General features: G+C 41.6%; 20 protein-coding genes. 4 read left to right on the top strand and 16 right to left on the bottom strand.

The features are described from left to right. Positions 1–131: 131 nt before the first annotated feature. Together RIC07_RS14850 and RIC07_RS14855 are read right to left on the bottom strand one after the other, a co-directional pair. Positions 132–1268: a sensor histidine kinase gene (locus RIC07_RS14850; protein ID WP_446395206.1), complete on the bottom strand. Its 1137-nt coding sequence runs from the start codon at positions 1266–1268 to the stop codon at positions 132–134. A gap of 242 nt (positions 1269–1510) precedes the next feature. After that, on the bottom strand, positions 1511–2221 hold the full coding sequence (locus RIC07_RS14855; RefSeq protein WP_446381653.1) for a response regulator: 711 nt from the start codon (positions 2219–2221) through the stop codon (positions 1511–1513). 436 nt (positions 2222–2657) lie between these two features. Between RIC07_RS14855 and RIC07_RS14860 the strand changes: the two genes are divergently transcribed. After that, positions 2658–3494 (top strand): Rpn family recombination-promoting nuclease/putative transposase, encoded by an 837-nt coding sequence (locus tag RIC07_RS14860; RefSeq protein WP_446395207.1) that lies wholly within the window; start codon positions 2658–2660, stop codon positions 3492–3494. Positions 3495–3778: 284 nt separating this feature from the next. Here RIC07_RS14860 and RIC07_RS14865 read toward each other — a convergent pair whose 3' ends face one another. Continuing rightward, positions 3779–4684, bottom strand: coding sequence for a CoB--CoM heterodisulfide reductase iron-sulfur subunit B family protein (locus RIC07_RS14865; protein WP_446395208.1), 906 nt, complete (start codon positions 4682–4684; stop codon positions 3779–3781). Between the two features lie 542 nt (positions 4685–5226). Between RIC07_RS14865 and RIC07_RS14870 the strand changes: the two genes are divergently transcribed. Then, positions 5227–6024, top strand: coding sequence for a Uma2 family endonuclease (locus tag RIC07_RS14870; protein ID WP_446395209.1), 798 nt, complete (start codon positions 5227–5229; stop codon positions 6022–6024). Positions 6025–6409: 385 nt separating this feature from the next. Here RIC07_RS14870 and RIC07_RS14875 read toward each other — a convergent pair whose 3' ends face one another. The 3 genes from RIC07_RS14875 to RIC07_RS14885 form a co-directional block, all read right to left on the bottom strand. After that, positions 6410–6580, bottom strand: a complete 171-nt coding sequence (locus RIC07_RS14875) for a hypothetical protein (RefSeq protein ID WP_446395210.1) — start codon at positions 6578–6580, stop codon at positions 6410–6412. A 426-nt stretch (positions 6581–7006) separates the two neighbouring features. Further along, complete coding sequence (locus tag RIC07_RS14880; RefSeq protein WP_446395211.1) at positions 7007–7813, bottom strand: HIRAN domain-containing protein; 807 nt, start codon at positions 7811–7813, stop codon at positions 7007–7009. Between the two features lie 5 nt (positions 7814–7818). Further along, a complete protein-coding gene (locus RIC07_RS14885; RefSeq protein ID WP_446395212.1) occupies positions 7819–8718 on the bottom strand; it encodes a HipA-like protein in 900 nt (299 codons plus the stop codon). A 265-nt stretch (positions 8719–8983) separates the two neighbouring features. Here RIC07_RS14885 and RIC07_RS14890 point away from each other — a divergent pair, with 265 nt between their 5' ends. Then, on the top strand, positions 8984–9247 hold the full coding sequence (locus tag RIC07_RS14890) for a hypothetical protein (protein ID WP_446395213.1): 264 nt from the start codon (positions 8984–8986) through the stop codon (positions 9245–9247). Here RIC07_RS14890 and RIC07_RS14895 read toward each other — a convergent pair. The 10 genes from RIC07_RS14895 to RIC07_RS14940 all read right to left on the bottom strand — a co-directional run bounded on the left by RIC07_RS14895 (position 9191) and on the right by RIC07_RS14940 (position 19994). Continuing rightward, entirely contained in the window at positions 9191–10189 is a 999-nt protein-coding gene (locus RIC07_RS14895; RefSeq protein ID WP_446395214.1) for an MraY family glycosyltransferase, read from the bottom strand. The genes RIC07_RS14890 and RIC07_RS14895 overlap by 57 nt on opposite strands. An 81-nt stretch (positions 10190–10270) precedes the next feature. Then, positions 10271–11239, bottom strand: coding sequence for an NAD-dependent epimerase/dehydratase family protein (locus RIC07_RS14900; RefSeq protein WP_446395215.1), 969 nt, complete (start codon positions 11237–11239; stop codon positions 10271–10273). Between the two features lie 60 nt (positions 11240–11299). Continuing rightward, positions 11300–12127: a glycosyltransferase gene (locus RIC07_RS14905; RefSeq protein ID WP_446395216.1), complete on the bottom strand. Its 828-nt coding sequence runs from the start codon at positions 12125–12127 to the stop codon at positions 11300–11302. Then, positions 12120–13196 (bottom strand): NAD-dependent epimerase/dehydratase family protein, encoded by a 1077-nt coding sequence (locus RIC07_RS14910; RefSeq protein WP_446395217.1) that lies wholly within the window; start codon positions 13194–13196, stop codon positions 12120–12122. The genes RIC07_RS14905 and RIC07_RS14910 overlap by 8 nt, the downstream gene beginning before the upstream one ends. Positions 13197–13253: 57 nt before the next feature. After that, positions 13254–14162, bottom strand: coding sequence for a glycosyltransferase family 2 protein (locus RIC07_RS14915; protein WP_446395218.1), 909 nt, complete (start codon positions 14160–14162; stop codon positions 13254–13256). A 29-nt stretch (positions 14163–14191) separates the two neighbouring features. Then, a complete protein-coding gene (locus RIC07_RS14920; protein ID WP_446395219.1) occupies positions 14192–15100 on the bottom strand; it encodes an O-antigen ligase family protein in 909 nt (302 codons plus the stop codon). Between the two features lie 337 nt (positions 15101–15437). Further along, positions 15438–16361 carry a glycosyltransferase family 2 protein gene (locus tag RIC07_RS14925; protein ID WP_446395220.1) on the bottom strand — a complete coding sequence of 308 codons (924 nt, stop codon included), beginning with the start codon at positions 16359–16361 and terminating at the stop codon, positions 15438–15440. A 41-nt stretch (positions 16362–16402) separates the two neighbouring features. Continuing rightward, on the bottom strand, positions 16403–17446 hold the full coding sequence (locus tag RIC07_RS14930) for an FkbM family methyltransferase (protein ID WP_446395221.1): 1044 nt from the start codon (positions 17444–17446) through the stop codon (positions 16403–16405). A gap of 242 nt (positions 17447–17688) precedes the next feature. Beyond that, positions 17689–18645 carry an FkbM family methyltransferase gene (locus tag RIC07_RS14935; RefSeq protein ID WP_446395222.1) on the bottom strand — a complete coding sequence of 319 codons (957 nt, stop codon included), beginning with the start codon at positions 18643–18645 and terminating at the stop codon, positions 17689–17691. Continuing rightward, positions 18645–19994 carry a lipopolysaccharide biosynthesis protein gene (locus RIC07_RS14940; protein ID WP_446395223.1) on the bottom strand — a complete coding sequence of 450 codons (1350 nt, stop codon included), beginning with the start codon at positions 19992–19994 and terminating at the stop codon, positions 18645–18647. The genes RIC07_RS14935 and RIC07_RS14940 overlap by 1 nt, the downstream gene beginning before the upstream one ends. Positions 19995–20232: 238 nt before the next feature. Here RIC07_RS14940 and RIC07_RS14945 point away from each other — a divergent pair, with 238 nt between their 5' ends. Continuing rightward, the gene (locus RIC07_RS14945) at positions 20233–20568 is read left to right on the top strand and encodes a hypothetical protein (RefSeq protein WP_446395224.1); all 336 of its coding nucleotides are present in this window, start codon (positions 20233–20235) and stop codon (positions 20566–20568) included. The last annotated feature ends 57 nt before the right edge of the window (positions 20569–20625 follow it).

Raw genomic sequence — 20625 nt, forward strand, 5'->3', positions numbered from 1 at the left:
ATAAATCCCCGCACTTTCCCTGGGCTGTTGTTTCCCAATGGTTCCCAGCATCAAACAGCCCGGATGCAAGCGGATCAGAGGATCACCCGCCCCTTCGCGATCGCGACCCGAGTATTGCTTTTTTTGACAACTTATGCTAAAGGCAGATAAAACCGAAACGTACTGCCTACCCCTAACTGACTTTCCACCTCAATCTCACCCCCTTGCAATTCCACCAATCGCTTCGAGATCGCTAACCCGATTCCTGTTCCCCCAGTGTGCGGATTGCGTGACTTTTCCGCCCGCCAGAACCGTTCAAACACATGAGGGAGATCCTCTGGGGCAATACCCATACCCGTATCAGTTACCGCAATCCATAACCGAGGAATAATACCTTTTCGTCCATCCCGTTCTACCCATACCCTAACCGTAATCGCACCTGTTTGAGTATGTCGAATCGCATTGCCTAAAAGATTTACCAATACCTGTTCTAATCGGTCACTATCTGCCAAAACTTGTGGCAATTTATCCGGACAATCTAACTGCAAGACAGGACCTTCTTCCAACACCTGATCCGCAAATTTTTGCACCAGTGATTCTAACAGGGGACGCACATTTACGGGTTCCACTTTAATCGGCAGATAACCCGCTTCGGCTTTGGAGAGTTCCTGTAAATCGTTAATTAACCGTTCCAACCGCCGCGTTTCTTTTGCCAATTGCTGATACATCGCAGGCGTTGCGTCCATCCGTTCTGTAGCCAGTTCTTCTAAATAACCCCTTAGTACCGTCAAAGGCGTTCGCAGTTCATGAGTCAAATCACTGACTAAATCTCGTCGTCGCTGTTCCACATCTTCTAAACTCACTGCCATTTGGTTAAAACTGGTGGCGAGTTGATTAATTTCGGGGATTTCACTGGGCGGAAGTCGTTCATCCAGCTTACCTGCTGCAAATTGTTGAGTAATGTCTTCGATTTGAGTCAGGGGTTTGACGATGCGACGAGATAACCAATAACTGAGTCCCCCAGCCGCCGTCGTGCCAACAATAACCGACCAAAATGTGCCGCGATTCCAAGCCCTTTGAAATCCTTGTAATAGGGAGGTACGGGCAACGCGAAAGATAACGCCTTTGCCTTCTAATTGTTGCAGATGCAAAATAAAGAAGCGCGGCGAAGACACTTTACTAATAACTAACAGGGAACCCACGCCGACAATCATCACCAACAAATGGGAGAGAAACAGGCGCGAGACTAAGGGTAAGGATTTGCGGCGGCGTAAACCAGTTTTACTCATGGGGTTCGATAAAATGTGGGCTTTGCTGGCTTGGCTTAAGGCTTAAGTGAAGCCCTGAACTAAAGTTCGGGCTAAAAGCTAAAACCCGTTAAAACGGGTTGAAAGACTCTAGTGAAGCCTTGAACTAAAGTTCGGGCTAAAAGCTAAAACCCGTTAAAACGGGTTGAAAGACCCTAGCCTAGTAGGTAATTCTTCATGAAGAGTCCCTTACAGACGGTCGGATCGCCTGCTTTGGTGTTTCTTTACAGGCTGGGGCTATCTTCAAATTTATAACCAACACCAATAACGGTTTTAACAAAGGTCGGATTACTGGGGTCTGGTTCTATTTTTTTCCGCAATCGGGCGACATGGGTATCAACCACCCGTTCATCGCCAAAGAAGTCATTCCCCCACAGTTTATCAATCAGTTGCGTGCGATTCCAAACTCGACCCGGTTGACTGGTAAAGGTTGCTAACAGATTAAATTCTAATGTGGTTAAATCTAGGGGTTCTGATTCCTCAGAATCGAGTTGGCGACTGGCAGTATGTTGATCTACATCCACTGTAAAATGTTGGGTACGATAGACGAGGGACTGTCCACCGTGACGCAAACTACGCCGCAATAACGCCCGGACTCTAGCCACCAGTTCGGTAGGGCTAAAGGGTTTGACCAGGTAATCATCGGCACCTGTTGATAGCCCAATTACGCGGTCAATTTCCTCTCCCTTCGCCGTCAGCATTAGAATATAGGGGTCTTTGGGTCCCGGTTTTTGGCGAATTCGGGCGCAAACTTCCAGTCCATCCAATCCGGGTAGCATTAAGTCGAGAATAATTACATCCGGTTGCTGAGTTTGGAAGGCTTGCATGGCAGCTAGTCCATCGCGACAGGAGTAGCAGGTGAATCCTTCCCGTTCTAGGGTAAGTTGGATGAGTTTGGCGATTTCCGCTTCGTCTTCAACGATTAAAATATCCATACAGTATCCTGGCGAGGAGGAAGTATCCTGGCGACTGGAAGTCACAGCTACACAAACTTGCGTCCGCCTGCGCGGACTGAATTATAAAGCTGTAGGTGGGTTGAGGAACGTAGGCGGAGCCTTCTCAAAGAGTAACCCAACAAAACGAAACCCAACTGACATGCTCCCATAAAGTCCGTCTACGGGGACTAGATTATAAAGGGGGGTAGTCAACCCGGATTTAGGCTTAGACGCCGGATTGGGATGGCTTTTGCCTGTGCTTATTTCTACCATACCTCATCCCCATTCATCAGACGACAGCGAGGAAGCCCAAGCTGAATGCATAAATCGTTGTTTTTGTCAATACAAAACGAATAGGATCAGGGCTGATTTGTTCAGCTTATTATATTTTTATCTAAATCGGGTTCAACAAAATTGTTGTTTAGGTGGGAATGCCATGATTTTTATTAATCCTAAGACCGATTTTGCCTTTAAAAAAATATTTGGTTCTGACCAAAGTAAAGATATTTTAATTAGTTTTTTAAATGCTCTCCTTTATGAAGCGCGTCCTGTCATTAAAGATTTACAAATCCTTAATCCTTATCTAGCGCCCAGAATACGTGGTGTCAAAGATACTTACCTAGATGTTAAAGCTAAGCTCAAAGACGGCACGACTGTGATTATCGAGATGCAGGTGTTGAATGTGGAGGGATTTGAGAAGCGGATTTTGTACAATGCTGCCAAGGCTTATTCAATTCAACTGGATAGTGGAGAGGATTACAAGCTTTTAGAGCCAGTGATTGCTTTGACGATTACGGATTTTGAGATGTTTGATAGTCTGGAGTCAGCGATTTCGCGGTTTGTTTTGAAGGAAAAAGAATTTCTGGTTGATTATTTAAGTTATGATATCGAGTTGGTCTTTGTGGAATTACCTAAATTTAATAAGAGATTGGAGGAATTAGAGACGCTGACCGATAAATGGATTTATTTCATCAAGAATGCCAGGAGTTTGGATAGTGTACCGGAAACCATGGAGGAAGTCCCGGAGATGAAGCAAGCCTTTGCGGTAGCGAATCAAGCGAATCTGAGTCGGGAAGAGTTGGAAGATTTGCAAAAGCGGGAAATGTGGATACATGATCAGCGGAATGCGATTACCAAGGCGGTTAATCAAGCGGTTAAGCAGAAACAAGTAGAAATTGCGCGGCGACTACTGGATGTGTTGGATGAAGAAACGGTTAGTCAAACGACAGGGCTGAGTCTTGAGGTGGTGCAGCAGTTGAGGCGCGATCGCTAAGGTTGAGTAAAGGGCGACCCGACCCCATTGAATGGACTGGTGTTGTGAATTAGGTCAAGCGGGTCGCCCCTACAGGAGAATTATAAATGTTTCGTTCATCCGTTGCGGATGCGATCGCGAATTTAGATCGAATGGCACTCAAATAAGCATTGTGATATCGCCAAAACCTTTGATATACCGTAGGGTGGGTTTCGACTTCGCAAGGGCCCACCAGCATACCAGTCAGTGACATTCAATTTAGATCCCCAACCTTCAAGAAGTCGGGGATCGGGTAGGGGAATGGATTAGAAGCCCAATTTCTCTAAAACAGGTCGCGTAGATACAATATGCTTACTCAACCCCAACTGCTTGGGCGGAATCCCTAGCGCCAAAGCCACCAATTGCGGTAAATGCAATACAGGTAATCCCAGCTTACGCTCAATTACCTTTTCCACTTCCGGTTGACGAGAGTCAAGATTCAGGTGGCACAATGGGCAAGGTGTTACCATACAATCTGCTCCGGCGTCAATGGCTTCTTGGATATGTTTTCCTGCCATTTGGAAGGATTGCTCGGTCGCATAACTGGCAATGGGCCAACCACAACATTGGGTTCGTCCCCGATAATAGACCGGAGTTGCGCCAACGGATCGGAATACATTTTCCATTGATTCGGGGTGAAACGGGTTGTCATAAGGGATTGTGGTTTGTCCTCGGAGCAAATAACAGCCATAGAACGCGGCACATTTTAACCCGCTTAATTTTCGGGTAACCTGTTCTTGTATGGCGTCTAGTCCATAATCGGTGACTAACGCCCACAGCAAATGCTTGACCTCACTGTTTCCTTTATAAGGAGAACAACCCTCTTTTTTCAGTAAGCCATTAATTTGATCAATATAGCCCGGATCAGTCTGTTGAAAGTCCTTCAAGCGCTCATCAACATGACCAATAACCCCCTGACAGGTGCTGCAATGGGTCAACAGGGGTAGATTCAGTTCCTCCGCCAAGGCAATATTACGGGCATTTACGGTATCTTCCAGTAATCGGGAATCTTCCTTAAAGGTGCCAGAACCGCAACAGGAAGCTTTTTTCAGTTCAATCAGTTCAATGCCCAAGGCTTGAGTCAGGGCGGCGGTGGATTGGTACAATTCTCGGCAAGCGCCTTGGGCGACACAACCGGGAAAGTAAGCGTATTTTAGGGTTTGAGATGGCATGGCAGTTAATCTGGATGTCAGGATCAATTATCCCATTGCTCATCCTAATGGGTAGCGTGGGCAATTTTGGAATTTTTGGTTGAGTAAAGGGCGACCCGATCCCATTGAGTGGATACAGGCGTTGATTGGTGCCGTGCGGGTCGCCCCTACACGAACTGTTCGGGATCGCCTCCACCCTTGATATACCGCCTTACTTTTCACGGGATCTGGACAACCTCTCTCCTGCAAGGAGAGAGGCTTTGAATTCTCCCCCTTCTGTGCAAAAAAAAGTGAAAAGTCAGGATATACCGTAGGGTGGGCATTGCCCACCAACCTTAAGGAGTGTGTCTTTTGACTTAAGATGAATGCCACTGACACTGACTTTAGAGTTTGTAGTAAGCGCTTTAGCGCTTCTGGCACTAAAGTGCCTACTACGAACCCAGTTTAAGTCAGTGACATTTGACTTAAGATGACAGGCTCCCGTCGGATAGGGCGCAGCATCATACCATAGAGAATTGGTACGACCTGTTTCCTTGCCAAAACGTTTGAACGCACCACCGTTTATGTATCAAACCGATCCCCCCCGCCCTCCTCAGGAAACCCTACCCACCATGTATGATCTACCCAGTGAAATGGTGGAGGAACCAGGTTTGCCCGATGAGTTTCACCGACTGCAGGCTGACTTGCTGAGCCAAACTTGCCAACCCCCGAATCAGCCTATGGATCAAGTGTTTGTCGCCAGTGACTTGAACCTTTACTATGATCCGCGTCATCCCCGTTGGTACAAGCGTCCTGATTGGTTTGTTGTTCTTGGGGTGCGCCGATTTACCCAGCAACAGGATTTGCGCTGGAGTTATGTGATTTGGCAAGAGGGGGTTACGCCTTTGCTCGTGGTTGAGTTGCTCTCCCCCGGTACAACACCGGAAGATTTGGGGCAAACATTGCGGGAGGTGAACCAACCGCCGACGAAGTGGGAGGTCTACGAGCGAATTTTGCGTATTCCTTATTATGTGGTGTTTGATCGGTATATTAATCAGTTTAGGGCTTTTTGTTTATCGGGTACTCGTTATCAGGAGTTATCACTACAAAATCAGCGGCTGTGGTTGGAAGAATTACAGCTAGGGTTAGGCATTTGGCAAGGGGTGTTTGAGGAGACTACGGGATTATGGTTACGTTGGTATGATCGGACTAATCGGTGGATACCTAAACCTGTAGAGCAAGCTGAGCAGGAACAACAACGGGCGGAGCAATTGGAAATCCAGTTAGAGCAGGAGCGTCAGCGAAGTGAGCGGTTGGCAGAACGGTTGCGGGCTTTGGGGATTGATCCAGATGCTTTGAGTGAGAATGACCTAGGACAATGATGTTGCCGACAGTATACTGGGGAGCAAGGTTTCGCATAAGTTTTAATCTCGGATTGCTCCGGTAACGTGTTCCTCGACAAAGTTAAAGAGGCAAGTTCTGTCAAAGACACTGGCTTAGCTCAATAAACCTGTTTAATCCTTGACGACAGGGCTACAAACTGGAAAGCATTCGTAGGTGTCTTGACCTCTTTAACGTAGGCTTTTAAGCCTCAGTCATGGCTATCTTGTCCACAGTTGTCCTGTGTTGAGCGGATAGCGAGATATACCGTATGTTTGCCATTGCCCACCAGTCTTAATCAGGGTGCGATTCGACTGAGGACAATGATTGGATTGTGCCAACATTAACCTACGGTGACGGAACGCCGCCTAGTCTACGATTAGATCTTCACATTTCTTCCTCTTCCCCTTCTTCGGCGAAAATACGCTCTATATCCCGTCTCCCATAAAGCACACGCACCACCTCAATTCCATTCGTCAGGGGTAAGTAAAAAATCAGATAGTCCCAGAGATCATCTAAATCTGTCTGAGCAAGAGGACGCTTGAAAATCTCGCTCATACACCTTGCTTTGTGCTTCGATCTAAGCTGGGATTGGCGATCGCACCACCTGGGGAGAACCAGACAACACCCTTGTCAGAGCTGCTATCGTAGCCTACTGGACTGACACAGCTAAAATGGTGGCATAGATTTGACGGTGAAATTGGGCGCACGTCGGTCATCCGTGTCAACTTAAGCTCAACCCCTCTCCCCCAGCCCCTCTCCCACGCCGGGGAGAGGGGAGCAAGAGATCCGGTTCCCCTTCTCCCCACGGTCCGGAGTTGGGGTTAGGGGATGAGGGGGAAATGTCGAGGAGTAGACAGACACAGCTTAAAACCTTGTCAGTATTAGTTTGCACCTTAAGTTGACACATAAGCACGTCGGTGCGTCCCTACAATTCTCATCCGCCAATTAAGGTGTGCCTCTCGCTAACGATAACAGCAGTCTTTATCTGCCGTAGGTGCGATCGCCAACGCTTGTGGCAAAACCAATCGCCTCATCTTCTTCCGTCAACGGCTGATACTCTTCCTGACTAAACGGCTCATATCCCTCAAATCCTGAATAGGTCATCTTACACAATAACCGAGACTTGATCGGTGAAGGAGGCAAATTTATCTTTGCTACTTTCACCTCTACCAATTTCGGATCGCGCATCAAAATATCAAACACATTCGTCACTAAGTAGCGAGGGCAATATCCTAGAATATGATGATCCTCTGTATTGAGCGTTAAAGCTTTAGTATCATAACGATTATGAAACTCGTGAGCTAACCACAGAGGTTCGCCCACCTCTAGTTGCTCCATACGTTGCAGGGAACACTCCGGTAAATACCGCAGACCATGCGCTACGAAAAAAATGTGGTATTGCCCATTGTTATCGGACTGTGGGCAAGGAAAAACCTTAAAATTATCTGTTTGCCGCTCTCCCTCAGTGCGTCCCAAAAACTCCATTAAATCAAAAGTCTGGGTTGATAAATTGAACCGACTTAGGTAACTCTGGTAATCTGGACGCGATCGCGGCATAACCCGGTTGGCAAAAAACGCAAACAACTCCGTCGAACGGTAAACTCGACTCCACTCAGGGAAAGACATTAAAGGTTCAAACCCGCATTTTTGTTGAGCCGCAATCGCCCCTTTTATATAAATAAAAGTGTAAAATTCTCCGTCAAACGTCAACCGACCCACCGGGAACCACGACCGACTTTGATAATCTTGCCAAGCTAGAAATAAGATTTTTCGGGGAGTAGTGTTCATGAATTTTAGAGAGAGAGTAATCGTTCTTTATTAGTGAGCAAAATTTTTTTTACAAAGTCAGATGCTACCTCGGAGAAGCGATCGGCTGGGAGTGCTTGTAAAATCAAGTTTATCTGTTGCTCCGAGATTGCCTCAAGACGACTGAGCCACTCCTGAGAAGCTATCTGATATTGGTTAACAGTATATTTAAACAGATCTAGGGTCTTCAGGGTCTTGCTGTCGTTTTCGTTCAGATAAAAAGCTGACCGACACCGATTTACGTAAGACTCCACAGACTTATTCTGACGTTGAGCATCAGAGAGTTCGCGACCAAGACAAGAGGCGTGATCGTAAGTCGGAGCTAGATAAATGCTTGATTGAAAGTTTTGATCACGTATAAATCCCCAATTTTCATGATGGCGATCACCGTTGCCAATCCAAGCATCTAGCAGCAAGTAACCAACAAACAAGTCTCTAGCATCTCTAAAGCTGCGAGGTACTGTCCAATTAGGGGGGAAACCGACAGATTTTTTTTGAATTGCCTCCATAACAACTTTAATTGTGTACTGGTAGACTTTATAGCTACCAGAAGCCCGATAGTTGGAAATCATGCCACTAAGGATTTCATTACCATGTACTAGAGATTCACCCCTCCTTAAAAAATTGACTCCAATAACCCCTCTCTTTTTATCCGCCGTTTCTGCCAACTCATATCGAGCCGAGGGTAAATCTAGAATCTGACACAACTCAAAGGCAATTTTTTCTGACCAATCTTCTCCTGTACCTGGGCGAATATATTTGAACAGACAACGACCTAATTGAGGATGGTCAAACCAAAATTTGGCTCTTGTCCCCATTATTTCCTCTTGAGCCTGACCCATTTGCTCCTGGGTCAGACGAATGACTTCACTCTGTTTTGCTGTCATTTACAAACGCTCTATCCCCATATTTTGGGGCTTTCACTTAAAAAAAACCGGAAGCGGACAAACCAAGGGAGTGTCCTTAATCGGTTTTTAAAAAGTGAACATGGTTGGCGATCGCGGGTCGGATTTGATTTGAACCATCCGGTGTATAGCCGGATTTGCTCCGCATCTGTTGGCTAGTGTTAGGACGCGATCGCACCCTTGGGTAGATGCTAGTGAGACAATCTCACTAGCATCCCGAATATATTAGCAAAATGCGATCGCACTCTTGGGGTTTTTACATTTTATAGCGGTACTAAGACAGTCGGGTTCTATTGGGAATGAACTGTTGGCATGGCGCAAGGGTAAGCCCGATGATAGTTGGGTGTTTCCCGCTGTTCATGGCTATGGGCATTTACACCGTTCGATCGTGAATCGGGTTATTCGTCGGTTAGCAAAGGAGGCTGGGATTAAGGGGAATGTTAGCCGCGACATTTTAAACGATCGCGCTTGTCGCCTGGAGATAAATTTCCGCGATCGCGATCGCCATTAGTATCCCGCCTAAACTGAACCAACTCCCCAGAGTGCCGAGAGTGGTGATGAATAGGACAATTATACTGGTGGCAATCAGGTAGGTGAGAGCGACTTGGCGATGAGTCCAACCGGATTTTTGAAGCCGCTGGTAAATGTGACTACGATGCCCTTTAAAGATGTTTTCCTGGCGGATGAGGCGACGGATAATAGTGTAGATGGCATCAGCGGTGAGTGGGAGGGTGACAGCCAAAGCAGACCAGGCTTGTACGGGGTTATTGGTATTGAGCAGGGCGATGGCGACACTGGCTCCCAGGACGGTGCTACCTGCATCGCCCATAAAGATTTTTGCCGGAGACCAATTCCACCAGAGAAAACCCAGGAGGGCGGCGGTAAGCAGCCAGAATAGAGGTTGGTTGAGGTAAAGTGCTAGGAATGCCATCTGGAGGGCGGTGACGCTGGCAACTAGACCGTCTAAACCATCCATGAAGTTGTAGAAGTTAATTAGGGCGGTGATGCCAATTAGGGTAAGTGCGATCGCGATTATTTGACCGACTAGACCAAAGTTAGGGAGCCAGGGTAGGGGGAAGGAACCGAAACACGCGATCGCGAGGCTGGCGACGGACAGATGCACTAGGTAGCGTATTCTGGCGGGAAGCCCTTGGCGGTCATCAATGATACCAATGATGGCTAGGGGGGTGAGGATCAGCCACAGGAAGGTTGGGTTGGGGTTAATTAGGGGGTGGGATAGGAGTTGAGGGAAATAACTGGCGAATAGAGAGGCAATTAATCCCGTTATGGCAAACGCTAGGATGAAACCCAAGCCACCACCACGGGGAGTGGGTTGGGTATGGGAACTGCGATCGTTGGGGATGTCTAGTAAGTGGTTGCTGAAGCGTCGTTTAATGATATTAGTCAGGAGGATACTCGCCAGAACACTGGCAGCCGCAAGAACAGTTAACATGCTTGTCTATTACACTTCTCACACACACTTTTCCTACTATATGACCTATTGGTTTCTGGTGAGTTCCGGTATAGGGGTGTCTCAGCGCAAGGTTTTTGAGAGTCCTTCGTCAATGGTGTAGGGAGGTTCCCAGTTGAGGGTGTTTCGGATGTGGCTGCTATCTACAACGAGGGAACCTAGCAGGCGGTCAATGGTTGAAGTATTGAGCGGTAGGGGGCGTTTGGTGAATTGCTCGATGGTATCTCCTAGATGACCTGCTAGTTTGAGCATGCTGGGTGGTACGGGGAGGAGGTGACAAGGGCGTTCTAAGTGGTAGGCTATCTTGCGGATTAGTTCAGGTGTGGAGAGATCTTGACCATCGCTAACCAGGAACGTTTGGTTTTTGGCGTTGGGGTGAGTTAGACAAGTCGCGATCGCATCAACGAGATTACCGACGTAGAGAAGGCTGCGGCGGTTGTTAACTAGACCGAAGGGTAAGGGTAAGCCTCGATTGATGAGTTTAATTAGGCGTTCCATGTTGCCAGGGTTGCCAGAACCGTAGACTAAGGTAGGGCGTAGAATAGTCCAGGTCATGCTGCTTTGGCTGGCAAGTTCGATTAGGGCTTGTTCGGCTTGGAGTTTGCTGTGTCCGTAAGGAGTATCCGGTTGGCAAGGGGAGGTTTCCGTGAGGGGATGGTCGCTGAGGGTTGCCATAGCACCGATGGAGCTGATGAATATGAAGTGTTTTACACCTGCGGCAATTGATTGCCTTACTAGATTGGCAGTTCCCTCTACATTTACCTTAAGGAATTCTGCTTCAGGGTTAGGAGTGTTGTCTTGCAACATGTGGGCGCGAGCAGCAAGATGAATAACAAATCCAATGTTTTGCAGTGCTTTTTCCCAGTTAGTGCTTCTGTCGATATTAGCAATTTTAATAGTTTTGATATTGGGAGTAAATTCTTGATAAGAATGACGAATAGCAGCAGTTAATTGGTAAGACTTTTGGGTGATATCGGGAAGCAGATGGCTGGCGATAAAGCCTGTAGCACCAGTAATTAAAATAGATTTCATAGATTAATAAATAACCAACTCTGTGGATGTTAATTTTTTACACAACGCCTAATTAATTTCCTAACGTCTTAAATTCTTATAACCCCACTCCCTTATAACTTGGGGCATAAGTCTAAAAAGGATAGCTGAAGTTTTTAAAAGATTAAGTTTAGGAGACAAAGTATGGTACTGATAACGAACCTTAGCTTGCCGTAATACTCGATCTAGCCTGGATCGTCTGTTTATTGCACCACTACAGCGATAGTAAAGCAATGGTTCAGATAAGTTTTTGATAACCACTTGCCTTTTAACTGCTCTGATCCAAAGTTGTAAATCTTTTGCTCCCGTACTAGAATTTGCATCGTACAGACCAATTTTTGCAAAAACATTCCGTCTGAACATGACAGATGGATGGATTAATGGGTTGCGGTAATGAAGCCATTCCTGAATCTGATTTGACTCAGTTGGCACTTTTTTCAGAAAACCAGTTTCGTTTTTATAATCATGCTCAAATTCTAAAGCCCAAGTGCCTAGTATATCAACATCAGGATTTTTTTCTAAAAACTCTACTTGTTTTTTTAATCGATCGGGGTGTGAAACATCATCTGCATCCATTCGTGCATAGTAATTTGTTGAAGTAGATAAAATTGATAGATTAAGTGCATAAGGTAAACCTCTATTGCATTCAATCATTAAATGTTTTACATTTTTATGGGATTGGATATAGATACTAATTAATTCTTCGACTTCTTTGGATACTGAACCATCTTGAATTAAATGTATTTCTTTGGCAGGTAAACTCTGAGAAAAAATTGAATCAACTGCTATACGTAGGTGTTCTATTTCTACTCCAGCGTAGAAAGGAATACCAACAGTTACTCCAGGATAGTAAGTATTTTTATTATCCATTATTAATCAAATTACTTGATCTGAATTTATTGATTTCTTCTAAAAACCAAATAACTGTTTGTTTCAACCCATCATCAAGTTCTACCTCATGATGCCAGTTCAGAATTTCCTGCGCCTTAGAAGTATCAGAAAAGTTTCGCTTAATTTCTCCAGGTTTTGAATCTGTATAATCTATTTTAATGTTCTCAATCTTCAGAGCAGTAAAAACGGATTTTAGTTTTTTGGCTAATTCATTAACTGTTGTTTCCTGGTTAGTTGCAATCTGAAATACTTCTCCACCTATATTAGGAACCGTAGCGGCATTGTAAATTGCTTTCACCAGATCGTCAATGAAAATGAAGTCGCGACTCTGCGTTCCATCGCCGTAGATTTCTAAAGAATTTCCTGCTAAGACTCGCCGAATAAACTTGGCAACAACACTATTTTTGTGACTGGAACCTGGACCATAGACGTTACTAAAACGCAAGGCAACTGTCTCAATACCAAAGGTGCCGAAATAGGCTGAACAGTAACCCTCGGCGGCTAACTTGCTGGCACCATAGGGCGATACAGGATGAGGTACCATCTCTTCATGGATTGGAGGCTTGCATTCGCCAATTACAGTACCACCACTAGACGCTAAAACAAAACGCTTAACCTGGTTATGTCTGGACGCTTCTAGATAGTTTAGAGTGCCAATTACATTGGTAATACAATCAAAGCGAGGATCTTTGACCGAGGGAGCAACGCCAGTATTGGCAGCGAGATGAATGATAACGTCAGCTCCTTGAGCTGCCTTAAGAGATAGCTGCTCGTCTAACAGGTCGCCTTTGATAAATTCAACCAAATATTCACCTTCTCCAAAACTGTTACTTAAATCCTCTACTTTCTTATATTTGAAAGCACAAACTTTTTCTAGATCATCAGTTGTACCGACCGAAAGATTATCAACTATGCGAATGCAATGATTCCCTTGATGTACTAAATATTTAATTAGATTAGTGCCAATAAAACCACAACCTCCTGTAATTAACCAATTCATACCGACTTGTCTAGGGTTATTGAAATCTGGTTGTTTAGAAAAATCCATTTATTTTATATGTCTCACATTATAGGTTAATATTTTCAAAGTGTCTGATATTTACATCTATTCCTTGTGCAAAATACTTTGAGTTAATTGTATCATATTTGGCGGCAACAACAGGACAATTGTTTTCAATTTAGGAAACTGCCATAGACTTCGTAGTATCCAAGGCAAAGAATGATTTAATCCTTGATATCGCATTGATTTTGCAAGTGCAAATAACCTTTCTGCATAAATTTTTCGTGCATTCCATAAACCTTGAGAATTTATTTCATAACTGTATTTTTCTTGTAATATATGTACTGCTTCTAAGTGTCTATTATACGATTTTCTACTACTCTGCTTATGATAGTTATTTGAAATTGTATATCTTACATTGCAACAATTATCATGTTTTACAATTGTTTTTTTACAACACCTTATCCATAGTTCATAGTCTTCCCAAGCCATACATTCTTCAAAGCAACCCACTTCTTTGAATATACTTTTTCGGATAGCGACTGAAGAAGAACTTCCAATAAAATTTTTATAGAGAATATCTGGATACAGATAGCCTGACTTCTGGGGTTTAATCCTATAAACTATTTTTTCTCGATCTAATTCATTGACTACTAACCTTCCAGAGTACACCAATCCCGTATCTGGCTCTTGCTCAAATATAACTAACTGATCGCTTACCTTTGTTGGCTCCCAAGTATCATCATCATCCAAAAACATTAAAATATCACCTTTTGCAATATTTGCACCTATATTGCGTGCTCTACCTTGCCTGACTGACATATTAAGGCGTTTTACTTTCAAGGGTATATCACATTCAATTTCTCCTGCTATTTTAATATCAATAGGTATCTCCGATGCATCATCGACAACAATAATTTCGTCTGGCTGTCTAGTTTGTGAACACACACTCCTCAGAGCACGCTTTAGATCTAATTGTCTATTTTGAGTAGGTATAATTACAGAAATTTTCATAATTCTTTCTCTATTAGATAACAGTTTAGTCAATCTATTGATTCTTGTGGTACAAATCCTTCATCTACAGTCTTGATAACCATAGCTATTGCGCTAAATAAAATATAAGAGTGAGCAAGGCTATAGGAGGTCATCCAAACCAAGAACAGAAATAATGCAACCATCGACATAGAGGTAATCGATGGATTTAAGTTTATACTTTTCATCATACATATAGCATAAAGCAAAACTAATAAAAGCATAAATGACAAACCAATAATTCCAGCCGACAACGTAACCTCTATAAAAATATTGTGTGGGTGATAACCAACCAAAAAATCAGATGAGTTTAAACCATAACCCAACCAGTTTTCAGATATAAACTCCATAGCTGGCTTTATCAGAAGCATTCTTGGCTCTTCTTCATAATTATTAAAAAATCTAAGTAGACGATTTAGCCAATAATCCGATAATACTTGAGTAGCAACAATAGATAATAACATTATCACGAATAAATACCATATAAACTGCTTTGATTTCGTAACTATTTTCGATTCCATAAACCCTATTTTCAAAATTATAAACATTAAAATAGTAAGACTGGAAGCTAATACAGGAGATCTACCAAATAGACTGCATATCGCAATTAAATCCAGAACAATACATATATATAGAATTAGTTTAAATAATAACATTGATTTTATTCTTTTGCACAAAAAAAACTTTGAAGAGGAAAAAATAATCAACCCAAAGGCAGCTACAAGGCTCGCTCCAATAGGAACTCCTAATGTTATGTAATGTTGTCCTAAATCCTCGCTTAGCGGCACACCATGTATAACTTCTACAGCAGCTAGACCAGTACCCCAGATAATTTGTAAGAATAGAATCGGGTACAAATGTTTAATTGATACAAAAGCAAGTACGCCGATTACTGTCAAATAGACACCGACATATCTCAATATGAGTCGGTTTGATAAGGTAACTTCTGACCCGATTACACCATAGTACAAAAGAACTATCCATAGAATAGTCCATAGAAAAAAGAAAGACTTTGTATAACACCCTCTCGTCATTGGACTTTTATTAACTAACAAAGTATCATAGATGCCTAGACTATAGACTCCAATGACACCTATTATATTGATGAGTTCACTTGAGTAAATAATTTTTGCACTCGGGGTATTTATAATAAGAAAAGCAAATAAGGATATGGCTAGTGTAAATATTGATGTAATTCTAAATTTCAGTTTTCTAGAAAACATATATGCTGGGCAACTTTTGTTGGCGAATATAACCTTATTCATGATGGCGACATTTATAGTATTTCTTTAACAAAAATTTCCCTGTAAATGTTTTCAACAAATGCTTGAAAATTTGTATTAGTATAAATTTACAAAAAAGCTTAAAATTAGAAATAATTGGTATTTTATCCCGTCTGATATAAAATTGTTCTTTAGCTCTAATAAACAAAATATTGAATTTTTCTGACATCCCATCTAACCTCATGTAAGTCAGTACATCATTTGTAAAAATAAATCTTACTTCATTACTATAATAGGCTCGAACAATAAATTCATAGTCACCACAAACACGATACTTTGGATCAAATTTACCAATTTTTTGGTATGTAGCCTTGGTTACAAAAGTAGCTGGATGATTAATTGGCATACCTAGATTTATTCTATTTTTTAAATCCGCTTCATTTTTTAGCAACTTAAATTTAATTTTTTGCTCTACATTAACTCGATACATTGCACCCGTAATAATTAGTAAATCATTTGAGCGATTCTTTGTATAGATATCTATAACTTTGTCAATAGCATTTTGGACATACCAATCATCACTGTTCAGGATTCCTACGAGTTCACCTGTAGCTAATCCAATGCCTCTGTTCATGGCATCATATATTCCCTTGTCGGCCTCACTTATCCAGTAATCAATCTGATGATCATACTTTTTTATGATATCTAAAGTGTTATCCTGAGATCCTCCATCTATAACAATATACTCTATATTTTTATAAGATTGACTAATAACTGATTTAATAGTTTGTTCAATATATTTTCCTCCATCTAAAACTACTGTGATAATTGAAATTAATGCTTGATTTTTACTCGCTTGCTTGAATAATCCTTGAGTTCTTAAACCCCCCTCTTGTCTCGGCTCACCTTGAAACGGTAAGTATAGGGATGTCTTGACTATTTTATTCGATTGAGACATCAGTAGCATACAGGAAAATAACACTTGCTTGTTCTAAATTATCATGAATGTTTGACAAAAACACTATCGGCTTGTAACACCTCCCCATTCTGTGGGTTTAAGAGTTGAGAAAGTGACCCTTTGTAAGTAAATCCCCATTGTCTCAACCAAGAGTATATATCATTAAATAATGGTTGTCCTTGGTAAAGCTCTTCAAATGAAGTTTCAATAATAATCACTGTAGCCTGTTTAATTGTATTTTCACCTCCACGTAAAACATATTCTTCATAACCTTGTACATCTATTTTTATCAAACAAGGCTCTATTATGGAAATTTTCTCTTTTGCTACTATAGAATCTAAGGATTCTACTTTGACTTTTAATGGAACATTTTTACGAGTATGAGGAAATGCTGCTTTATGCACATCAGTCATTTTTAAAAATGAAGAAGATGCGGTAAAAGAACTGCATTTTAATTCTACTTCATGGGATTGATCACCAATAGCAAAATTAAACCCATCAAAGTTTCTTTTATTTTCCATTCTTTTTTGAAGCTTATTGAAGCAATCGGGTAGTGGCTCAAAAGAATAAATACGAGCATTTGGAAAGAGCGCATTAATAGCGATAGAAAACTGTCCAGTATGTGCACCAATATCAAAAATCGTTGCTATCTGGAGGCTATGCAACCAAGTTTTGTTAAGTGACAGATATAACATAGCTGTAGTTGAACCTCCACGTAAACGCAAGTTCAAAAGCCTAGGATTGGCAAGGTAATTTACAAGAGAGTGTAGACGAAGAGCAAATAAATTTTGGCTATTCATACAGGCAGGTACTCCAATCCAGTCCCCTGAAACAAACAATGCTTTATTTATAGCATAAAATAGACTATTATCAGGTTCACTTTGCCAAGTAGCTATAAATTTACTATATTCTTTAACAATGTCTAATGTGCCATCGCTAGATCCACCGTCTACAATAATATATTCAATACTAGGATAAGATTGATTAATTACAGATTTAATTGTTTTTTTAATAAAATTTGCGGCATTTAATGTCACTGTTGTTACAGATACTAATGGGTATTTTTTAGCTAGTTTACTGGTCATGTCATATTATATAAATTAATTTCAACAACTGTCGATATAGCATTTTTGTTTGAGTTGTGTAATTCACACGAGACAATCATTTAGCAGACAGGAGACAGGAATCATAATTTAATAAATTAGCCATGAGTTTTAGTTTTCTGAGCTACTCCCATTCCGGCATAAAACTATGGAACTAAAATCTAGCACTGATAAGGATTTCAGCCATTAACGTTACCTAATCTTATAGTGGGAAGGGAGTAATGCTATAAATTTACTACGGGCAAGCCAATCCAATCCCAAGAAACAAAAATATCAGAACTACTAAGCTCGCAAATTTTTCCTTGTGCATTAACACCATATATTTCATAATTATGATTAATCAAAAATTCGCTAACAGCATTAGTTGTTTCCCATTTTGGAACTGCTTCAACCACTATCGTCGGTCTATCTCTCATAATTATTTTTTCAGCTCCAACAAGGGCTAAGTGTTCACCTCCTTGAATATCCATCTTAATTAAGTCTATTTTAGGCAATTGGCTTGAAATACTATCTAATGACACAGTTTTTATGGACTGAGGCAAGGCTGTTTCTATAGTTTTATAATTATACACATAACTACAAGTCTCCAATACATTTCCACTATTCTCTTGATCAAAAATTAATAATGTTTGTTCACTTTCTATATTAGTCACTGCTTCTTTATGAATTACGACATAGTTGTCTAATTCGTTCTGGCAAATATTATACTCAAGAAGTTTGTAATTTCTGGGATCTGGCTCAAAGCTATGAATCACACCATTCCAGCCACGCATTTTCAATTCATAAGCAACAATTAACGTATATAGTCCATGATGAGCACCAATATCGAGCATGACAAATCCTGGACAAATTTGACTAACAATGTATTGTACAAGATGGTATTCTATTTCACCTACATAATATCCATGTACTGACATTAAACTACCAAAGGAACGAAATTTTATTTTATCTTGATAAATTGTAAAGTCCTGAGGATGTTCAACAACAAGTAGACGGTGAAATAGTTTCAGTAATGCAGGCTTTAAATAAAATCTGCTGTCATGCCTTAGTAATGGATTTTGGTGGTAATACCATCGCAGGGCTTCACGAATATGTTTGGTAATTGGCAGTAGGGGATAACCAATTGATGAATATACGTTTATTAATTCCTTTGCTATTAATTTTATCATTGTTTTGTACATTATAAAAAATTCATTATAGACCAGGTAAGAACCAACAGGAAAAATGCCATGGGATACTTAATAGAATTTGCATATTCACTTATAGTAACATCTATTTTATTTAAAGCAAATAGTGTTAGAGAAAATGAAAAAACGTATCCAGCATTGCCTAGAATAGCTCCTATTAAACCAAAGTGCCATCCACCTGCACTAATTGAAAGTAGTGAAATGGTTCCACTAGCTAATACTATCAACATACACGATTTCACCGCTTTGGCACTGAGCAATGTATAATAGCCTACTGCATTAGTAGAGTATAGAGTATAAATAATAACGGCAATATTAAATTCTCTTATATAATTGTTGTCTTTAACATCTGGAATCATCACTTCCATAATAAATGGAGCAAATGCAAGGAATATAGCACCTAAACTATAAGCAATTATTCCATTAATTTGGAGTGCTTTTATTACTTGGTTTTTAATTTTTTTATGACTGTTTCCTTTTTTTTCTATCTCACTGCTTAGAGAGGGTAAAATAGGCTGCACTGGTAATGCAGAAAAAGTATTAATTTGTCTTGCGATGGTGGTAATTGCTGCATATATTCCAAGTTTTTCTGTACCTAGTAAAGCTCCTACAACCAATCGATCTACTTGGCCGAAAATTACACTGCCAATTGATGTCATCCATGTCATTAAACTATAGTGTGCTATGGCTAATCCTCTACCAACTTCCCAAGCTATATGCACTTTTGATTGACCCAGTAAAATCCATCCAGCCCAGCAATGAGCAACTAACATGCCTACACTAATAACAGCTTGCCACTGCATTAGTTCTGCTGTCTTTCCACCAAACCACGCTACCAGCAATAGACCTAGGTTAATCAGTGCTAGCTGGAGTGTACTGAGAACATTCATCACTCCGTATTGTTGATAGGCTTGTTCAACACCAACAATAACTTTTTGAAGCAGTTGCGCCCAGATTACTACCCCACCAATTCGCAATGCCTGCACTGCTTTTATATACTGTGATCGCTCTAGCAAGCCAAATAATTCAACTAACTTTGGAGCACCTATCCACAAAGTAATTGCTGCTGTAGTTGCTAATAGCAACATAGTTCCCACTGTCACCGTTAGCGTTTGAGAGAGACTATCAGCATCATTATTGGCTAAGTCTCGTGATAGGAAAACAGTGGTAGATACAGAAAGACCAGCCTCTGCTAAAGTGACAATCCCAACTGTAGATGAAGCAAGCGTCCACAAACCATACTCCTTAACACCAATGAAACGTATGAGTAGGGGAATAGTCAGTACGGACAGTCCCATACGAATAGTCCCGCCTAATACATTGTAAAATCCATTTTTTAGCACTTACGTCTACCGATCAACTTACTTTCTTGATCATCTACTATTAGTTGACAAAAATTTATGGTTTCTGATTTTTCCTTGCAGGTCTATAAATCTTTGATGGACATCAACCATTGAATTCAAGAATATAGCGCTACAGCTAGGATCGGTATGCTAGTTTTAATCATGTTAATCGGTGTAGGAGAAAAACGGACTTTATGCAAAATCCAGAATTGAGCACGATTGAGGATAAGGATGGAATTTGCTTACTCGATATGATTCACTTTTTCCGCCGCAACTGGACGTTTATGGCATTAGAAACTCTGGGAATCTCGGCGAGCGTGATTGCTGTGTCCCTACTCCAACCCACACCATACCAGAAACAGGTCACCCTGTCAGTCACCCCGTCACCCCGGTTCCCATCTCCGTCTCCGGTATCTCTGGTATCCATATCCAGCAAGCCAGTCACAAAACGGTAAAACTGTTGGAGAATCATTACGACAAAATTGACGAGATTGAGGTCAAATCCAACTATAACACCCAAACGCAGCAGATCAACATCACCATGCGATCGCCCGATACCCGTTTTCTCGCTTAAGCCGCCTCCCAAGTCTCTACCCTCCTCCTGTAGAAGTTTCCAGCCCCATTAGGTCAC

The sequence above is a fragment of the Coleofasciculus sp. E1-EBD-02 genome (assembly GCF_040218245.1).
Taxonomy (GTDB): domain Bacteria; phylum Cyanobacteriota; class Cyanobacteriia; order Cyanobacteriales; family Coleofasciculaceae; genus Coleofasciculus.